At 67.3% G+C, this 16,335-nt stretch carries 16 protein-coding genes and 2 pseudogenes; 6 read left to right on the top strand and 12 right to left on the bottom strand.

What is annotated here, in order from left to right:
• The 3 genes and pseudogenes from ACFVXE_RS32450 to ACFVXE_RS32440 form a co-directional block, all read left to right on the top strand.
• Positions 1–162, top strand: a pseudogene (locus ACFVXE_RS32450) (IS5/IS1182 family transposase); the annotation flags it as partial.
• A complete protein-coding gene (locus tag ACFVXE_RS32445; protein WP_389676606.1) occupies positions 159–470 on the top strand; it encodes a hypothetical protein in 312 nt (103 codons plus the stop codon). The pseudogene ACFVXE_RS32450 and the gene ACFVXE_RS32445, both read left to right, overlap by 4 nt.
• 127 nt (positions 471–597) lie before the next feature.
• Entirely contained in the window at positions 598–783 is a 186-nt protein-coding gene (locus ACFVXE_RS32440; RefSeq protein ID WP_389676605.1) for a hypothetical protein, read from the top strand.
• 164 nt (positions 784–947) lie between these two features.
• On the opposite strand, the gene ACFVXE_RS32435 is transcribed toward ACFVXE_RS32440, so the two are convergent.
• Positions 948–2,354 carry an IS1380 family transposase gene (locus tag ACFVXE_RS32435; RefSeq protein WP_389676603.1) on the bottom strand — a complete coding sequence of 469 codons (1,407 nt, stop codon included), beginning with the start codon at positions 2,352–2,354 and terminating at the stop codon, positions 948–950.
• Between the two features lie 118 nt (positions 2,355–2,472).
• Here ACFVXE_RS32435 and ACFVXE_RS32430 point away from each other — a divergent pair.
• A pseudogene (locus tag ACFVXE_RS32430) lies at positions 2,473–2,733 on the top strand (IS5/IS1182 family transposase); the annotation flags it as partial.
• Between the two features lie 35 nt (positions 2,734–2,768).
• Here ACFVXE_RS32430 and ACFVXE_RS32425 read toward each other — a convergent pair.
• The 5 genes from ACFVXE_RS32425 to ACFVXE_RS32405 form a co-directional block, all read right to left on the bottom strand.
• Complete coding sequence (locus ACFVXE_RS32425; RefSeq protein ID WP_389676602.1) at positions 2,769–3,269, bottom strand: hypothetical protein; 501 nt, start codon at positions 3,267–3,269, stop codon at positions 2,769–2,771.
• Positions 3,270–3,757: 488 nt separating this feature from the next.
• The gene (locus tag ACFVXE_RS32420; RefSeq protein WP_389676601.1) at positions 3,758–5,134 is read right to left on the bottom strand and encodes an IS1380 family transposase; all 1,377 of its coding nucleotides are present in this window, start codon (positions 5,132–5,134) and stop codon (positions 3,758–3,760) included.
• 141 nt (positions 5,135–5,275) lie between these two features.
• Positions 5,276–5,683, bottom strand: coding sequence for an NUDIX domain-containing protein (locus tag ACFVXE_RS32415; RefSeq protein WP_389676599.1), 408 nt, complete (start codon positions 5,681–5,683; stop codon positions 5,276–5,278).
• A gap of 404 nt (positions 5,684–6,087) precedes the next feature.
• A complete protein-coding gene (locus ACFVXE_RS32410) occupies positions 6,088–7,092 on the bottom strand; it encodes an IS3 family transposase (RefSeq protein ID WP_389676597.1) in 1,005 nt (334 codons plus the stop codon).
• A 20-nt stretch (positions 7,093–7,112) separates the two neighbouring features.
• Positions 7,113–7,496, bottom strand: coding sequence for a hypothetical protein (locus ACFVXE_RS32405; protein ID WP_389676596.1), 384 nt, complete (start codon positions 7,494–7,496; stop codon positions 7,113–7,115).
• A gap of 136 nt (positions 7,497–7,632) precedes the next feature.
• Here ACFVXE_RS32405 and ACFVXE_RS32400 point away from each other — a divergent pair, with 136 nt between their 5' ends.
• Positions 7,633–8,061 carry a DUF4240 domain-containing protein gene (locus tag ACFVXE_RS32400; RefSeq protein WP_389676594.1) on the top strand — a complete coding sequence of 143 codons (429 nt, stop codon included), beginning with the start codon at positions 7,633–7,635 and terminating at the stop codon, positions 8,059–8,061.
• Between the two features lie 61 nt (positions 8,062–8,122).
• On the opposite strand, the gene ACFVXE_RS32395 is transcribed toward ACFVXE_RS32400, so the two are convergent.
• Positions 8,123–8,296, bottom strand: coding sequence for a hypothetical protein (locus ACFVXE_RS32395; protein ID WP_389676593.1), 174 nt, complete (start codon positions 8,294–8,296; stop codon positions 8,123–8,125).
• A 350-nt stretch (positions 8,297–8,646) separates the two neighbouring features.
• On the opposite strand from ACFVXE_RS32395, the gene ACFVXE_RS32390 reads away from it, so the two are divergent.
• Positions 8,647–9,522, top strand: a complete 876-nt coding sequence (locus ACFVXE_RS32390) for a hypothetical protein (RefSeq protein ID WP_389676591.1) — start codon at positions 8,647–8,649, stop codon at positions 9,520–9,522.
• A gap of 163 nt (positions 9,523–9,685) precedes the next feature.
• Here ACFVXE_RS32390 and ACFVXE_RS32385 read toward each other — a convergent pair whose 3' ends face one another.
• The 5 genes from ACFVXE_RS32385 to ACFVXE_RS32365 all read right to left on the bottom strand — a co-directional run bounded on the left by ACFVXE_RS32385 (position 9,686) and on the right by ACFVXE_RS32365 (position 16,249).
• Entirely contained in the window at positions 9,686–11,062 is a 1,377-nt protein-coding gene (locus ACFVXE_RS32385) for an IS1380 family transposase (protein WP_389676590.1), read from the bottom strand.
• A 714-nt stretch (positions 11,063–11,776) separates the two neighbouring features.
• Positions 11,777–12,715: a carbohydrate ABC transporter permease gene (locus ACFVXE_RS32380; RefSeq protein WP_389676589.1), complete on the bottom strand. Its 939-nt coding sequence runs from the start codon at positions 12,713–12,715 to the stop codon at positions 11,777–11,779.
• Positions 12,712–13,860 (bottom strand): carbohydrate ABC transporter permease, encoded by a 1,149-nt coding sequence (locus tag ACFVXE_RS32375; RefSeq protein WP_389676588.1) that lies wholly within the window; start codon positions 13,858–13,860, stop codon positions 12,712–12,714. Before ACFVXE_RS32375 ends, ACFVXE_RS32380 begins: the two co-directional genes overlap by 4 nt.
• Positions 13,861–13,865: 5 nt before the next feature.
• Entirely contained in the window at positions 13,866–15,110 is a 1,245-nt protein-coding gene (locus tag ACFVXE_RS32370) for an extracellular solute-binding protein (RefSeq protein WP_389676587.1), read from the bottom strand.
• Positions 15,111–15,199: 89 nt separating this feature from the next.
• Positions 15,200–16,249 (bottom strand): LacI family DNA-binding transcriptional regulator, encoded by a 1,050-nt coding sequence (locus ACFVXE_RS32365; RefSeq protein WP_389676585.1) that lies wholly within the window; start codon positions 16,247–16,249, stop codon positions 15,200–15,202.
• Positions 16,250–16,335 lie beyond the last annotated feature (86 nt).

Below are 16,335 nucleotides of genomic sequence, written 5' to 3'. Positions count from 1 at the left end.
AACGGCTACGGCAAGCTGCGGCGCTGCACGGAGAAGGACGGCAGCGCCGTGGACTTCTACCTCTACCTCGCCGCCGCTTTCGTCACGCTCCGCATGCTCATCCGACGCTCGACGAGCCGCTATCGCTGGGATGGCCGCCCCACCACCCGACGCCTCAAGTGATCCATTTGCCGGTCGGTCTTAAGGGCCTGGGCGCGAGTGCTGCCGAACTGCTGCACTATCACCCGTCCAACGCAGCCCGGGTCGCGAGCGGTTGGGACTCGGAGAAGTCCCGAAGGGTGATGTGCGCCAAGTACCAGGGCCCCGGCTCTGGCGGCTACGTACTGAAGAAGACCTTCGTGAACGACCCGTGGACGTTCATGCACCCGGAGATCGTCGGCGGCCCGAACCCGGACTCGATCTCCTGCGACGAGTTCCCCTTTGCGTCCACCTACGAGTCGCCGGGCACGCCGGCGGCGAACGGTGGGTAGATGCTCGAGGGGCGGGCCGGTGGCGGTGAGTGCATCCATACCGTGGCAGCCAAGGTCGACGACGGCAGTGAGTACCTGCTCGGCGGCACCCGCTACGATGTCTCCCTTTCGATGAGACGTGTGGCCGGTGCCGATGTCCTTGAACGTCAACTCCGGTCCGATGGGTCTGGACACCTTCTTTGAAGGCTTCCTGAAGAAGTTCCGGATCATCGATCAGAATCGCTACACCGTGGACCCGGGTAACAGCTGGTTCACGGCCTGTGACCCGTCCAAGGCGGAACTCATCTGCACGATGGCGAGCCCTAACCGATAGTTCACGGGGCTAGCCTCGCCGTTTCGGTTGGGGTGATGAGGCGTCGCTGTGGGGTTCGCTGTCGGGTGGCCGATGCGATTTCGGTGCTCGGGCATAGCGGAGTCCCGGCGCGGTGGTCGGGTTCTCCGGGGTCCTTCGGGTCGTGGCGGGCAGGGGTTTGCTGGTCAGCTGGCGGGGCGGGGCAGTGCTGCGAGGCGGTCGAAGGCCGTGGCCAGTTCGTTTCTCCAGGGCCAGGTCGCCGATATCCGCAAGCGCAGGCGGCGGCCGCCGCGGGTGAGGCGTGCGGCGACGTGTAGCAGCCGGTAGCGGAGCTTCTTCGGCTCGGCAGCCACGAGTTCGGCGTCCAGCAGCAGGACGCGCATCCAGGCCAGCAGATCGACCGCCGCGAGGCTGAGTTCGAGCCAGACGGCGTTGACGTTGAAGTCGCGGGAGGGGAAGCGGCCGAAGCCGGTGCTCTTGCCGCACCGGATATGGTCCTCGACCGTGGCATGCCCGCGGTGACGGACCTCCAGGAGCTGCGCGGAGCCGCCACCGGAGTACGGGGTGTCGGTGAGGAACACTTGATGCCGCAGGCCCTCATCCTGATCGAACAGGGATAGTTGGGCTCCGGGGTGCGGTCGCTCTCGGCGCACGATGATGCGGGTGCCGGCCGGGTGGCCGGCAAGGTCGACCATGCCGGTCAGTTCGGCGACCTCGGCGCCGTCGCGCAGTGTCCCGTTCTGGTCCAGGGCGGGGTGCCAGACCTGCTCGGGCAGGGTCCGGATCGCGTGGCGGACCGGCTCGGTGACCGCGTACCCGACCGAGAATCGCAGGTCCAGGCCGTGCTCGCGCAAGGTTCGGATGTGGGCGAGGAAGGCTTTCGCGGATCCGGCGCTGTCGGCGCGGACCAGGATCGCGGTGCCGTGCCGGTGAGCGTCGGGGATCTGCGCGAGGGCGTCGTCCAGCACCGCGATGTGATCGGCGGCGGTGTTGGCTCCGGCGTTGCCGGGCCGCAGTCGCCCTGACATGGCCTCGCCGGTGTTCGCGAGGAAACACAGCAGAGGGTGGAAGCCGAAGCCGCCCTTGTAGGTGGGTGCGGCCTGTTCCTTCTCGGAGTGGGAGGTGATCAGCGTGGCGTCGAGGTCCAGGACCAGGCCGGGAAGTTCTCGTCCGCCGGCCCGGACAGCGGGTATGCCCTGGCCGGTCTCGGCGGCCTGCATCCAGGCGACTTCCCGGGCTGAGGCGCGGGCCGCTCGCAGCGAAGCGAGTGCGGCGTCGTCGGTGTCGGCGAGCAACCGCCAGGCCGTGGGTGTGGAGGCGACCGGGCCGAACACCTCGGCCTGGTCCCGCAGTACGGCCAGATCCGTAATGGCCTCGCCGCCGTCGGCGAGCATCACCGCGAGGTCCGTCATGATCCGGCCCGGGTCGTGGCCGGTCCCACGCGGTCTCAAGGGGTGCAACGCGACGGAGTACGCACCAGTCAGTCCAGTTGCATCGGCGAGATCAGCCAGCAACCGCGATCCAGCATGTCCAATCAACCCCGCCCCGTCAGCGGACACCACGAGCCTGGGACGAGAACCGATACCCTTCACGCAGAAAGTGCCTTCCTCCGGCGACGATCAAACCCCTAGACAAGGTTCATCGTCCCAGCTCAGGAAGGCACTTTCGCGTATCCGGCCAGCATCCGGACCAGCCTCAACCGAAACGGCGAGGCTAGGGCTCAAGGCGGTCATCCCGGAGAAGGCCGACCAGGCCGCGAACCGCAAGAAGAAGGGATGGCGGGGCGGGCGGCCCGTTTCCCACGACGCCGAGCTCTACAAAGATCGCAACAGCATCGAACGCTGCATCAACAAGATCAAGGCATGGCGCGGCCTCGCGACCCGCTACGACAAGACACCCGAGAGCTACCTCGCTGGCCTCCACCTGCGCGGAGCGGTGATCTGGATGCGCAGCCTACGCCCCACAACATGATCACGACTCAGGACGCGCCCTAGAAGCGGACTGCGTTATCCGAAGCTCGACGCGAAGCTGCCCACAAGCAAGAGCGCGAGGGAAGTGACAGGTCCGAGCCACTCCGGGAGCCCGATCGTGCTGCGCTTCTCGAAGCCATGTCCAGCCCTTGGCACGGCGGCGTCGCGGCGACGCAGCAGCTCCTGCGCGACGGCGCCCCGCTTGGCCTTGCCCGTCAGAGGAGCGGCGTCGAGTGCAGCCACCGGAAGGCGACCGTATCCCGACACGACAAGCGTGAGGGCAGTCCGCCCCTCCAGCGCCGTGATCGAGTGGTAGGGGACAAGGTAGTGCGTGAACAGATTGTTCACGCGGAAGCGATCCTGCCCGAACGATACGTATGGGTTCAGGAACAGCCGCCAAATCATGTACTGGGCGAACAACGTGGGAGCCAGCGGGATCAGGCACGTCAGCCACGAGCCAGTCACGGCCGCCTGCTCCTGGAGCAACACCACCTGCAGTGCCACCAGCCCCGCCTGTCCTGCGATGGCCCACACCACCTTGGGGATTCTTCTGATCCTCGCCACCGAGCCGGTTCTTTCGTCGTGTCCACTCGGACAGTCCTGCCCAGCCCCCGGGAATCGGGCGGGGCAGGAAACCTACTACGTACTGTCCGACGGGTCACCCTCGCAGCCACAGCCGGATCGCTGAGAGGGTGACCGCGCCGTGGAATGCCACAACTTCGCCAGCGCCTACCAAGCCGTGGTCGGCCGACAAGGCCTGTGGCGCCGAGAGCTACCTCGCTGGCCTCCACCTGCGCGGAGCGGTGATCTGGATGCGTAGCCTCCGCCCCACAACATGATCACGACTCAGGACGCGCCCTAGCCTCGATCTTTCGTGACGGCTTGCCGCTTCATCTGGTGGGCTGTTTCGGCTTGTTGGATGAGGTGCATGCAGGCCGGTGGCCCGACTGTCGCGTCGGGTGGGCGCCGGGTTCCACGGCTCCGGCGTGCGGGTTCTGGTCGTCGAGGCGGGTTGTCGCTGCTGGTCAGCCGGGGTTCGGGAGGGCCTGCAGTCGTTCGATCGCGTCGGTGATCACGTTGGTCCATGGCCAGTGCGTCGCGAATTTCAGGTGCCGGCGGCGGGCTGTGGTGACGAGCTGGGCGGCGGCGGAGAACAGACGGATCCGCAGGCGGCGGGGCTCCCAGAGCCGGGCCCGGCCTGTCAGGGCCAGCATCGGCATCCAGGCGAGCAGGTCCAGCGCGAGCTGAACGATCTCCAGCCAGATCTGGTTCTGCGCGCTGTCGCGGAGGGGCAGGTTGCGCAGGCCGGTGGCACGGGCTCCTCGAATGCGGTCCTCGGCTCTCGCCCGCTGGCGGTGGCGCAGTTCGAGGGCGGCGATCGCCGTGCCGGAGGTGTTGGTGGCGAAGCAGGTCAGCCGCAGTCCGTCGGCATCCGTGAAGCGCAACTGGGCGCCGGGGTGCGGGCGTTCTTTGCGGACGATCAGCCGCATTCCCTTCGGCCAGCCCTTGAGACAGTCGCCGTCGAGCTCGGCGACCCAGGCGCCGTCACGGATCTCTCCGCCGGGTTCGGTGGCCGCCGTCCAGGCCGAGCCGGGAACGTTCAGGACGGCGTGATGAATCTGCTCGGTGATGGTCATGCCGACCGAGTACGACAGCCACCTGCCGCGTCTGGCCAGCCAGGCCACGAACTCGTGGGTGCCGCCGCCGGAATCGGTCCGGATCAGTGTCTGACGCCCGCGCCGGTATTTCTTCGGCAGCTGGGTCAGGGCGAGTTGGGCCGTGGCGATGTGGTCGACGGCGGTGTTGCTGCCCGCGTTGCCGGGCCGCAGCAGAGCAGCGACCGGCTCTCCGCTGCCGCCTCGGCCGTGGTCGACGAAGGCCATCAGCGGGTGGTGCCCGAACGTCTTCTTCCAGGTCGCGGCGGCGCCCTGCTTCTCGGAGTGGGCCAGCACGAGCACCCCGTCGATGTCCACGATCACCTCTCTGCCGGCGTCCGGTGCCGCTTGCCCGGCCAACTTCCAGACGTGTTCGCGGACATGGGCCCGTGCGGTGCGGATCGCCGCCAGGGCCTTCGGGCCGGCCGAGGCGAGGGCATCGATGAGGCGGGAGACGGTGGGATCGGAGGCCACTGGACCGAACACGGCCGGCTCGGCCCGCAGCATGCCCACATCGGCCAGGCAGTCCCCGCCGAGCGCGACCGCCAGGGCCACATCCAGCAGGATCTTCCCCGGATCGTGCACCGCCCGCGCCTTGCACCACGGCGCCAGAGCCGCCGATATCGCCTGGCCCAGCCCGGTCTTACGGGCCGTCTCCACCAGCAGGACGCCTCCCGCCTGCGAGACGACCGCCCGGCCACCACCCTCGACACAGACACGCGGGTAGGACCCGATACGCTTCTTCATCCGGGAAGTGCCTCCGGCGGTGGCAGGAACAAGGACCTCGATAATCCTCATTTTTGCAGGTCAGAGGTGCTTCCTGGTTTTCTGACCACACGTCGGACAACTACTCGTGGCTCACAGCGCCTCGCACTGTGAGCCTGCTCCTCAGAGCAGTTGGCCAGAGGCATGAAGCACGTCAAACACCATCTGGTCCACTGTCGAGACCCGCGCACGATCGCCATAGTCGAACCAGCCCGACTCTGCGATCTCCCTTGAGGCAACCAGCGGACCGGTGTACTCGGCGGTGTAACAGATCATCCGGAACTCGGTGCATCCGTCGTAATCCCTCCGCGTCTCGAAGGTGCCGACGTGCACCATCGTGGTCGTATCGACCCGGGACTGGAGTTCTTCGGCGATCTCGCGCGCCAAGGTCTCGGCATCGGACTCACCCGGCTCCCGCTTCCCGCCCGGGAAGTAGAAGACATCCACACCGCGGTTGCGCGTCACCAGCACCCGCCCGTCACGCACCAGAACCCAGGCCACCTTCTCCGGAACGACCTCGATCTTCCCCATCCCCGGACCCTACCCACCCACACAGACACAACAGCACGACCCCAAGGTTCCAGCACCACCGCAACCACACGAATCGATCACCAGGCCAACGGACGGCGATCCCTGCAACCCACCCATCAACACCCCCCTGCGGTCGCGGTACTCACCTGGGAGGTGACTGCGATCAGGCTGGCCAAGAGGACCGGCACATTCCCCGTTTGCACTGATCAGATGCCTCCCCTACCCGCCTGCCTGCCCGCCTCGGAGCTGCCCGGATGAAAGCCCGAGGCTAGAGCAACTTCTGCCAGGTCGCGGTGGCCGCCCTGTGCCGCGGCGAGGAAGACACGTGCGTGGAGCAGGGGAGCTTGGCGCGTCTTTTCACAGCAGCAGCGGAAGATTTCAAGTCCAGTGAGACGGTTGTGACGCTATGAGGTTTGTGGTGCGGGTTCCCTGCGTTTGGCCGGGTCGTTGATCCAGGCCGTCTGGGGTATCTCGGGTGGTCTGGGGCGGCGGCCGAAGCGTTCGGGGTGGCGGGCGTATGCCTCGGCGAGGGTGACCGCGCGCTGGTCGCGGACCTCCTCGGCGGTCCCGAAGTGGACGGAGGCGGGTGTGTGCCAGCCGATACCCGAGTGCCGGTGCTCATGGTTGTAATACGCGATGAACGCGTCGAACCACTCGCGGGCGTGGGCCAGCGAATCGAACCGTTCGGGATAGTCCGACATGTACTTCGTGGTCTTGAACTGGGCATCGCTGTAAGGGTTGTCGTTGGAGACCTTCGGCCTTGAGTGCGACCGCGTCACCCCCAGATCGATCAGTAGTTGGGAGACCTTCTTCGACGTCATCGAGGTGCCGCGGTCCGCGTGCACGGTCTGGGGCACGATGCCGTTACGAGCGATGGTCTCGCGGATCAACTCCTCTGCCCGCAGCGCCGACTCGGCTCGCTCGACGGTGTGGCCGACGATGTACCGGCTGAAGATGTCGATGATCACGTAGGCGTGATACCAGACGCCCTTGACCGGCCCGGCCGCCTTCGTGATGTCCCAGGTGAACACCTGCGAGGGCCCGGTGGCGACCAGCTCGGGCACCGCCTTGGCGGGATGGGTGGCCTGCCGTCGGCGCTCACCGGACTGATCCTGCTCGCGCAGGATCCGGTACATCGTCGAGACGGAACAGTGATAGCGCCCGGCATCCAGCTCGCGGGCCCAGATCTGTGCGGGCGCCAGCTCGGCGTACTCGTCGCCGTTCATCAACTCGAGTACCGCAGCCCGCTCTTCGGCCGTCAGGGCCGACGGCTGCACCTGCGGGGTACGTGTTCTGCGTGGTGGTGACGGCCGGAGCCGGCGGTAGTGCGTGGCGCGGGAGCGGCCGGTCAGCCGGCAGGCGGCCGTAATGCCCAGCTGAGCCTCGACGCCGGTAAACGCCTCGTCCACGACAGGGTCGGCGGCAGGCTTCAGTCCGCGCTCTCGGAGATCATTTCCAAGAGCGCAGAGGCTTTTCCCATCACCTCGAGTGCGGCCTTGTTCCGTGCCAGGTCCTTCTGCAGCCGCTCCACCTGTTGTCGCAGCTTTTCGTTCTCCACCTCCGCGGCGGACTTCTTCGCCCGGGCGGGACTGGTCCGGCGGTCGATCAGGTTTTCCAGGGCCCCGGCGTCCCGGGCGGCCCGCCACTCCTTGACGTGCGAGTGGTAGAGCCGTTCCCGGCGCAGCACCGCACCCTTCTCGTTCCTGGGCGCGGAGTCGTACTCGGCGACGATCCGCAGTTTGTACTCCGAGGTGAAAGTGCGGCGCTTCGGCCTCGGCGCCGGGTCGGACCCGACGGGCTCTGTGCTGGGCATAAGGGACGGTTCTCCTGTCGTGCCCTCTCAGGCTAACCCCGCAGAACGGGATGTCTCACCCAAGGCTGACAGAGAGGGCAGCAAACAGGTGACCCGACAGACAGGACTGTCAGACCCCTGCGGCATGCTCGCCGGTATGAACGAAGACGCCTTCTGGCAGCTCATCGAGGACTGCAGGCCCACCGAGCCTGATCCTGAGGCCGAACGCCTTGCAGCCACAGTGACCGAGCGGCTTGCCCGGTCCCCGTTGTCGCTGGTCATCGGCTTTGCCGAACAACTGTCATGGGCGCTCTATCGGCTGGACCGCAAGGAGTACGGACATAACTTGTCCGGTGACGCCTTCCTCTACACCCGTGCCGCGGTCGTCGCCGCCGGCCGCACCGTATTCGACAGCGTTCTCCGGGACCCGGCGGCCTTCGCTCCTTACGCCACCGACCTCATCTGGGCGGAGTGCCTGCTCTACACGCCGGACCATGCATACAAACGCATCACCGGAGAGGAGTGGGACCGCGACACGCGCTACTCCTACGAGTCGTGCTCGAACACCGAGGGCTGGGCTGGTTGAACGCCGTCGCCTTCTTTCGTTGAGGAACTCAGCGACTGTACTCATGTGGTCCGCGTGCTTGTCATAGGATTCCCAGTTCGTCGAGGAGATCCTCCGGCTCACCATCGACATCGCCATCCTCGTCGAGGATTTCAAGTCCTGGGTCGAAGAGGTCAAGATCCTCAGCGTCTTCATCGCGGAGGACTTGTCCCCAGTAGTTCGCGTAGATCCCGCCGGCCTTGTCAGCCCAGTCCACGGCGGTGTTGATGTGGAGAACCCGAGCGAGCACCTCGAAGACGACCTGGGGGAGATGGACCTCGCCCTGGCCGACCTCCAAGCCGTCCGCGAACGGCTGGCCGGCTGAGTCAGTTCCTGCGCGGCTAACAGGTTGTGCAGTGGGCTGATGCCGATGAGGAGCGCCCGCCTTGCCGTGCGCTCCTCAACATTTGCGGCTACGGCCAAGAGGAGAAGAATGGGCCGTACGAGACATGGCGCCGTCCGCCAATCCTGGTTCGTGCGTCGTGAGTTGTCACCTCTTCAATGACCGGCTCCCGGGGGCAGGCTCATCGCCATAAGCGCATCCTCTACGCGCCCAAGGACATCGTCATGACTACCAGCGTCCGGCGGAAAATTCCCGTGCTCATCTGCGCCTCCTGTCTCACCACTGGGCTCCTCGCCTCCACGGGAGCCACCACGGCCATGGCAGCCTCCCAGTCGCCCACTGCGGTAGCGGCTGGAGCACCCGCGGATGATGGCGACTGGGGCGGTGGTGGCGGCCGCGACGGTGGTGGTGGCTGGCCCGGCGACCGCGACCCCGGTGGGGGTGGTGGCTGGCCCGGTGCCCGCGACCCCGGTGGGGGCGGCCACCACGACGACGGCTGGCCTCAGAAGCCCCACGACGGCGATCACGGCTGGCCTCGGCCCGACGACTGGCCCAAGAAGCCCCACGACGGCGACCACGGCTGGCCTCGGCCCGACGACTGGCCCAAGAAGCCCCACACCCAGCCTGACGACTGGCCCAAGAAGCCCCACGACGGCGACCACGGCTGGCCTCGGCCCGACGACTGGCCCAAGAAGCCCCACGTCGAGCACCCCGAGCACCCCAAGGACCAGCCCGTCGAGCCCCCCGTCGAGCCCCCCAAGGACCAGCCCGTCATGAAATCCGGTGATGATCAGCTGGCCTGCGAGAAGTCGGGGGGGATCTGGGCCGACGGATACTGCGGCAAATTCAACAAGCTCGACGTTCCTCCCTCGAAGCCCTCGCCTGAGCAGGACAAGCTGATTCAAAAGGCGGAAACGCTGGTCGAGTGCGGAAAGTTCGCGACGGGGTTTGTACTTGGCCCGCTAGGCGTAGTGATCAAGACGGTGTCTCAGGGGTCCGCCATCGTCGAAGACTTGAAGACACATCATGAGGAAAGGGTGTGGACGGAAGTCGTCCCGGGCGCGAAATGTCTGATCCACGTTTGGAACTTCGAGAACTAACCTCGATCTTTCGTGACGGTCCGCCGACAAAGTCGGTGGACCGTTTCGCGTCCTGTGCCTGATGGCCGACGGGCCGAGGGCCCGGCTGTCGCGTCGGGTGGGCGCCGGGTTCCACGGCTCCGGTCGGGGGAGGGTGCTGCTCGCAGGGACGGAAACGTGCTGGTCAGCCTGGGTTAGGGAGAGCTTCGAGCCGTGCCAGGGCGTTGGTGATCACGTCGGTCCAGGGCCAGTGGCCTGCGAATCTCAGGTGCCGGCGGCGGGAGGTCGTGACGATCTGGGCGGCGGCGGAGAAGAGGCGGAGCCGGAGGCGACGGGGCTCCCACCTGCGGGTTTCGCTGGTCAGAGCGAGCATGGGCATCCAGGCCAGCAGGTCGAGGGCGATCTGGACGATCTCAAGCCAGATCTGGTTCTGTGCCGTCTTGTGTAGGGGCAGGTTGCGCAGACCAGTCGCGCGGGCGGCCCTGATGCGGTCCTCGGCACGTGCCCGCTGGCGGTGCCGCAGTTCGAGTGCGGCGATCGGGATGCCGGTCGTGTTGGTGGCGAACGCGGTGAGCCGCAGGCCGTCGGCGTCGGTGAACCGCAACTGCGCACCGGGGTGCGGCCGTTCCTTGCGGACGATCAGCCGCATCCCTTCCGGCCAGCCCTGGAGGACATCGCCGGCAAGTTCGGCGACCCAGGCGCCGCCGCGGATCTCACCATCCGGCTCGACGGCCACCGTCCACGAGGCGGGCGGGACCTTGAGGACGGCCTGGTGGATGGCGTCGGTGATGGTCATGCCGACCGAGTACGACAGCCACCGGCCCCGCTTCGAGAGCCAGGCGACGAACTCGTGGGTTCCGCCTGCGGAGTCGGTGCGGATCAGGGTCTGGCGTCCGCGCCGGTACTTCTTCGGCAGTTGGGCCAGGGAGAGTTGGGCCGTGGAGATGTGGTCGGCGGCAGTGTTGCTGCCCGCGTTGCCCGGTCTGAGCAGGCCGGCCACCGGCTCCCCGCTCCCGCCGCTTCCGTGGTCGACGAAGGCCATCAGAGGATGGTGTCCGAAGGTCTTCTTCCAGGTCGCGGTGGCGTCCTGCTTCTCGGAGTGGGCCAGCACGAGTACTCCGTCCAGGTCCACGATCACCTGTCCCGCGACGTCCGGGGCCGCGTTCTTGGCCATGTTCCAGACACGCTCGCGGGCTTCGGCCCGCGCTGCCCGTATTGCGTGGAGGGCCTTCGGTCCGGCCGTGGCGAGGGTGTCGATGAGGCGGGAGACCGTCGGGTCGGAGGCCACCGTCCCGAACACGGCCGGCTCGGCCCGCAGCATCCCGACGTCAGCCAAACAGTCCCCGCCCAGCGCGACAGCCAGGGCCACATCCAGCAGGATCTTGCCCGGATCGTGCACCGCCCGCGGACGTCGCCACGGTGTCAGCACCGTCGATATCGCCCGGTCCAGCCCGACCTTGCGGACCGTCTCGACCAGCAGCACGGCCCCCGCCTGAGACACCACCGCCTGGCCACCACCCTCGACACGGACGCGGGGATAGGACCCGATACGCTTCTTCACCTGGGAAGTGCCTCCGACGGTGGCAGGAACAAGGACCTCGACAATCCTCATTCTTGCTGGTCAGAGGCACTTTTCGCTTACCTGACCATCCGTCGGACAGCCCGCTTCATGAAAGCGCGAGGCTAGGGCCCTCGCTCCTCCAAGTTCTGGTGGCGAGGGCCCTGGTGCTCAGTGGATCGGTGTCCAGTGCTCGGAAGCGTCGTCCAAGCTCGAAAACTCGGGGTTGTCCGAGATCAGGCTGCCCCACACGAGTCCGGGCACATCGGCGCCCATCCCGCTGATGCGGGCGGGACCTTTGTCGCCCCCAAGGGGCCTACGGTGCTCACCGCTTTGACGGCCGCATCTGACCTCGGCCGACTCCTCCGCCCTCGTTCCCACGGGTTCCTGGGGGCCCACATGGGAACGTCATGGGAACGGAAGGTCGGGTAAAGGCGGGGAACGATCAGACAGGGACGGAAAACCGTACTTCGCTGACCAGCAGGAACAGCGAATCCAGGGGAAGATCATCACAGACAGGGCAGGTTATAGGGCTTCTCCAAAACCGGATGCCGCAGGTTCGACTCCTGCCGCCCCTGCCACCGACCGGGACTTGCAGGTCGTGCCTGCTCCGCCACCGTCGGCGGTCGATGAGGCGATGTTCCCGGCTCATCGACACGCCGACGGGCGGGGAGCAGGGAGTGTCGTCGTGGCCGCCGAACGACGCGGCGCCGGCGCTCACTCCTTGACCGCACCCGCGTTGGCGTCGCTCACGAAGTAGCGCTGGAAGCAGAAGAACAGTGCAGCCACCGGGACGGTGGAGAGCAGTGCCGCCGCGAGCTTCAGCGGATACTGCGTCCCGCCGCCGAGTCCACCCGAGACGAAGCGGGCCAGCCCAGTGGTGAGTGTCTCGTACTGGCCGGACTGCGTGCTGACGAGGAAGTGTGTGAACTCGTTCCACGACCCCTGGAACGACAGGATTGTCAGGGTGAGCAACGCCGGTCTGGCCATCGGCAGAACGACGGACCAGAAGATCCGGAACACACCTGCCCCGTCGACCCGTGCAGCCTCCTCGACCTCGCGCGGCACCGACTCGAAGAACTGCTTCATGATGAAGATGCCTGCCGCGTCCACCAGCAACGGCAGGATCATGCCGGTGTACGTGTCGAAGAGCCCGAAGGCGTTGAGCACCAGAAACTTCGGGATGAGCAGGGCCACGCCGGGCACCGCCATCACCGCGAGCACAAAGCCGAACAGTACCGAGCGGCCCCGGAAGCGCAGCCGCGCCAGCGCGTATCCCGCCAGGGAGTCGAACAGCACCCTGCCTGCGGTCACGAGCACCGCCACCAGGGTGGAGTTGCCCAGCCAGCGTAGAAAGGGCACCCCGTCAGCGGCCTGGCTCAGCCCGAGCAGCCGCTGGTAGGCGGCCGTCGTCGGCGTGGTGGGCAGCAGGGCCAGCGGATGTGCGGCGGCATCCGGGTCCGTCTTGAAACCGGTCGCCAGCTGGAGGACGAACGGCAGCAGATAGAGCAGCCCGAGCCCCAGGACCGTGGCGTAGCCCACCAGCCGCCACGGCAAGGCGAAACGGCTGAGGACAGGGCGTCCTCGGTCGTGCGCGACGCGACCACCGGGGGAGCGCCGGCCCCGGTCGCGGGTGGCCGTACCGGTGGCGGTCATCGGTTCCTCCCGGTGCTTGCGCCACGCTCCCGCAGCGCCCAGCGCTGGAACGCGGTCAGGATGAGGATCAGGGCGAGCAGGATGAACGCGATCGCTGAGCCCTGCCCGAAGTCAGCGTTGTCGAAGCCTGCGGAGTACGACAGGAAGGCGGGGGTGAGTGTCGTATTGCCGGGAGCGCCCTGGCCCATCACGTACACCTGGTCGAAGACCTGCCAGGTGGAGATCAGCCCAAGGGTCAGGATCAGGAACAGCACGGGACGCAGCGCGGGCAGTGTCACATGCCAGAGCATCTGGCGTCGGTTGACCCCTTCCATGGCGGCCGACTCCTCCAACTCCCGTGGGATGTTCTGGAGAGCCGCGAGGAAGATCAGCATGAAGGTGCCGGACGTGGTCCACACGGCGAGCACGATGAGCGTGCACATGGCGACGGAGGGCCCCGAGAGCCACTCGAACCACGACAGCCCCAGGGCGGAGTGGTCGGCCAGGACCCCGGTGGGCCGCTCGGGATCGACGATGCCCAGGCCGCCCAGGATGAGGGAGAGCACTCCGCGGGGGTCGGCGAACCAGTTCGGACCCTTGATCCCGATCCAGGACAGCATGGTGTTGACGGATCCGCTGCCCTGGAAGAGAAAGAGGAAGACCGTGGAGACGGCGATGGAGCTGGTGACCGACGGGAAGAAGAACGTCGTACGGAGGGCGCCACGCCCCCGCAGCAGTCTCTGGTTGACGATCAGCGCCAGGCCCAGCGCCAGCACGGTCTGGAGCGGGACCGTCAGCAGTACGTAATAGACGTTGTTGCGCAGGGCGGTCGCGAAGAGCGTGCGGTCGAGTCCGTCCTGCGTGAGCAGCGCCCGGTAGTTGTCCAGGCCGACGAAATCGGCCTGGCCGGAGAAGGGGTTGGACTGTCCGTCCCAGTGCAGCAGGCTCACCCACAGCGCCATCAGGATGGGCAGCACCAAGAACAGGCCGAGGACGAGCACCATGGGGCTGACGAACAGCCAGCCCCAGGTGCCCTCCCCGCGAACGCCCGCGCGCCGGGCGCGAGCCTTCGCGGTCGTACCGGATTCGCCGGGTGCGCTGTCAGGTGCGCCCGGCGAGCCGGTCGTGCGGGGGACGGCGCCAGCGCGCATCGTGCGGATGGGCATGGGGCTCAGTTGCCCTTCGCGATCGCCTGTTCGCCGTTGCGCTGAAGGTCGGCGAGGATCTTCTTCGGATCGGCGGTGCGCAGTGACTGCAGATCGGTGTTGAACTGGCTCAGGACCATGTCGAAGCCGGCGATGGTCACCGGTCCCTGGGCGTAAGCGTTGCCATCCACCCAGGCCTTGGCGGCCGGCTTCTTCTCGGCGTAGGTCTTGAGCGCGCTCGTCCGCGACGGCATGACGCCGAACGCGTCGGCGAAGTGGAGCTGTTGCTGTGCGGAGGTCAGGTACTTCACGAGGTCGACCCCCGCCGCGCGGTGCGCGCTGTCGGCGGCGACTCCCCAGCAGTTGCTGAAGGCGAGGGTGCCCTGACCGGCAGGCCCCCCGGGCAGCGGCGCGACGGTGTACTTCACATCGGGATAGTCGAGTTTCATACCGCCTTCGAGCCAGTTGCCCTCGATGGTCATGGCGGCCTTGCCCTTGCCGAGCGCCTCGCCGCCCCAGCTGGTGTCCACCTGCTTGGCGAACTTCATCGAGCCGGACTTGAGCAGGGACTGGACGAAGTCGAGCCCCTTGGCGTTCTCGGCAGTGTCGGCGGTCATCTTCTTCTGACCCGGATCGGTGAGCCAGCCGCCCGCCTGTTTCATGAAGACTCCGAGCCGCTGGTACTCGTCGCTTGTGACCAGGCCGGTGACGCCGTTGGCGGTGAGCTTGTCCGCGACGGTCTTCAGCTCCTCCCAGCTCTTCGGATAGTCCTTCGCCGTCAGACCGGCCTTCTTCCACAGATCGGTATTGATGGCGAGAGCGAGGGTGGAGGTGTCCTTCGGCAGGCACACCAGTTTCCCGTCGTACGAGAACGAGGCGCGCAGCTGCTCGGAGAAGTCGTCGGCGTCGGATATCCGGTCCCCGTACGCGTACAGCGAGCCGCCCTTCGCGTAGTTCGCGAACTGGTCGGAGTTGACGTAGAAGACGTCCGGCGGCTTGTGCCCGGCGAAGGACTGGGCGAGCTGCTGGTTCATGTCCTTGGCGACCTCGACCGAGACCGAGTTGCCCGACTTCTTGGCATACGCGGCAGTGGCGGCCTTGACCGCCTGGGTCTCGGCGTCCCCCGAGGTGGCGATCAGTACCGTCAGTCTCTGCCGGCCGGTGCTGTCCTGCTCCGGCTGCTTGTCGCTGCCGAAGCTGGATGAGCAGCCGGTGGCGGCCAGGAGCGCCGCGCAGGTGGCGAGCGCGGCGACGGCCGTACGGGTTCGCATGAATTCCTCCAGAGGGATGAGCTTGCGGCTCAGCTGCCCGGGAAGGGCGTGCTGTGAATCGGTGGCCCGTGGACGGGCATGGGGGTGGTTCAGCCGTCCGACGCGGATGTGCTGTCCCGCGCGACGAGGGACGGTTCGAGCAGGACGCGCTCGGGCGCAGCGTCGGGTTCCGACATCCGGGCCAGCAGAAGCCGGACGCATTCGCGGCCGACGGCCTCCAGCGGCTGGGCGACGGTGGACAGCCCGGGGGAGAGGAGCGCAGCCGTGGGGGAGTCGTCGAAGCCGACGACCGCGACGTCCGCGCCCGGCACAGCTCGTCGCTCGCGCAGGGCGTGGTAGCAGCCCAGCGCGAGCATGTCGCTGGCGGCGATCACGGCCGTCGCACCCGCGTCGATCAGTGGTCCGACAGCCTCCTGCGCCGAGGCGATGTCATCGATGCTCTGTGCCCGCCTGCCGCGCACCGGAAGGCCGTGCCGTCGCATCGCCCGCTGCCAGCCCATGGCGCGGTCGTCGCCGACGCCGGAGCCGCGGGGCCAACCGAGAAAGGCGATTCTGCGATGCCCCAGAGCCACCAGATGTTCCACCGCCGCGTCCGTGCCCGAGGCGCCGTCGACATCCACCCAGTCGCCGATCTGCCGGCCGGACCACATCCGGCCGAAACCCACGAACGGCACACCGCGCTTCTCGAGCCAGGCTTGGCGCTGGTCGCCCCGGTCGGTGCCGCTCAGCACGAAACCGTCCACGCTGTGCAGGTCGAGGAGCTCCTCGTACCCGTCGAGTCCGGAGCTTCCGGGGGGTGAGGCGAAGAGCAGGATCCGGTAACCGGCCTCGTCGGCGGTCTGGGACAGGGCGTGCAGAAACCGATCCATGACCGGGGCCGAGGTGCCCGGGGTGGTGGGACGGATTCCGTACCCGATGAGCTTGCTGGAGCGGGTGCGCAGGGTCTGGGCCGCCCGGTGCGGGCGATAGCCCAGCTCGTCGATGGTGCGGCGGACCCGTTCCAGGGTCTCCGGCCGCAGCAGTTCGGGCGAGTTGAGAGCGTTCGAGACCGTCTGCGGAGAGACGCCGGCCCGCCGTGCCACCGTGGCCAGGGTGACTGAACCGGCCTTGGGGCCAGGGGTGTTCGGGGAGCGGGGCATGAGTGTCTCCGGAACCGGTCGTGCGGACGGGCGAGTTGATTGGAGCGTTCCAAAAGCGTTGTCAGCGACCTCAGGTCGTCGTTAGG

It is taken from the genome of Streptomyces sp. NPDC058231 (assembly GCF_042882275.1).
In the GTDB taxonomy this organism is placed as follows: Bacteria; Actinomycetota; Actinomycetes; order Streptomycetales; family Streptomycetaceae; genus Streptomyces.
Note: the sequence above shows the minus strand (reverse complement) of the source record. Positions and strands in the feature narration are given on the sequence as shown.

Excerpts from the sequence above, each read along its gene's own strand:
- ACFVXE_RS32420 (WP_389676601.1), bottom strand. The coding sequence starts at position 5,134 with ATGAAGAAGCGTATCGGGTCCTACCCGCGTGTCTGTGTCGAGGGTGGT.
- ACFVXE_RS32415 (WP_389676599.1), bottom strand. The coding sequence starts at position 5,683 with ATGGGGAAGATCGAGGTCGTTCCGGAGAAGGTGGCCTGGGTTCTGGTG.
- ACFVXE_RS32405 (WP_389676596.1), bottom strand. The coding sequence starts at position 7,496 with ATGCCCAGCACAGAGCCCGTCGGGTCCGACCCGGCGCCGAGGCCGAAG.
- ACFVXE_RS32400 (WP_389676594.1), top strand. The coding sequence starts at position 7,633 with ATGAACGAAGACGCCTTCTGGCAGCTCATCGAGGACTGCAGGCCCACC.
- ACFVXE_RS32390 (WP_389676591.1), top strand. The coding sequence starts at position 8,647 with ATGACTACCAGCGTCCGGCGGAAAATTCCCGTGCTCATCTGCGCCTCC.
- ACFVXE_RS32380 (WP_389676589.1), bottom strand. The coding sequence starts at position 12,715 with ATGACCGCCACCGGTACGGCCACCCGCGACCGGGGCCGGCGCTCCCCC.
- ACFVXE_RS32375 (WP_389676588.1), bottom strand. The coding sequence starts at position 13,860 with ATGCCCATCCGCACGATGCGCGCTGGCGCCGTCCCCCGCACGACCGGC.
- ACFVXE_RS32370 (WP_389676587.1), bottom strand. The coding sequence starts at position 15,110 with ATGCGAACCCGTACGGCCGTCGCCGCGCTCGCCACCTGCGCGGCGCTC.
- ACFVXE_RS32365 (WP_389676585.1), bottom strand. The coding sequence starts at position 16,249 with ATGCCCCGCTCCCCGAACACCCCTGGCCCCAAGGCCGGTTCAGTCACC.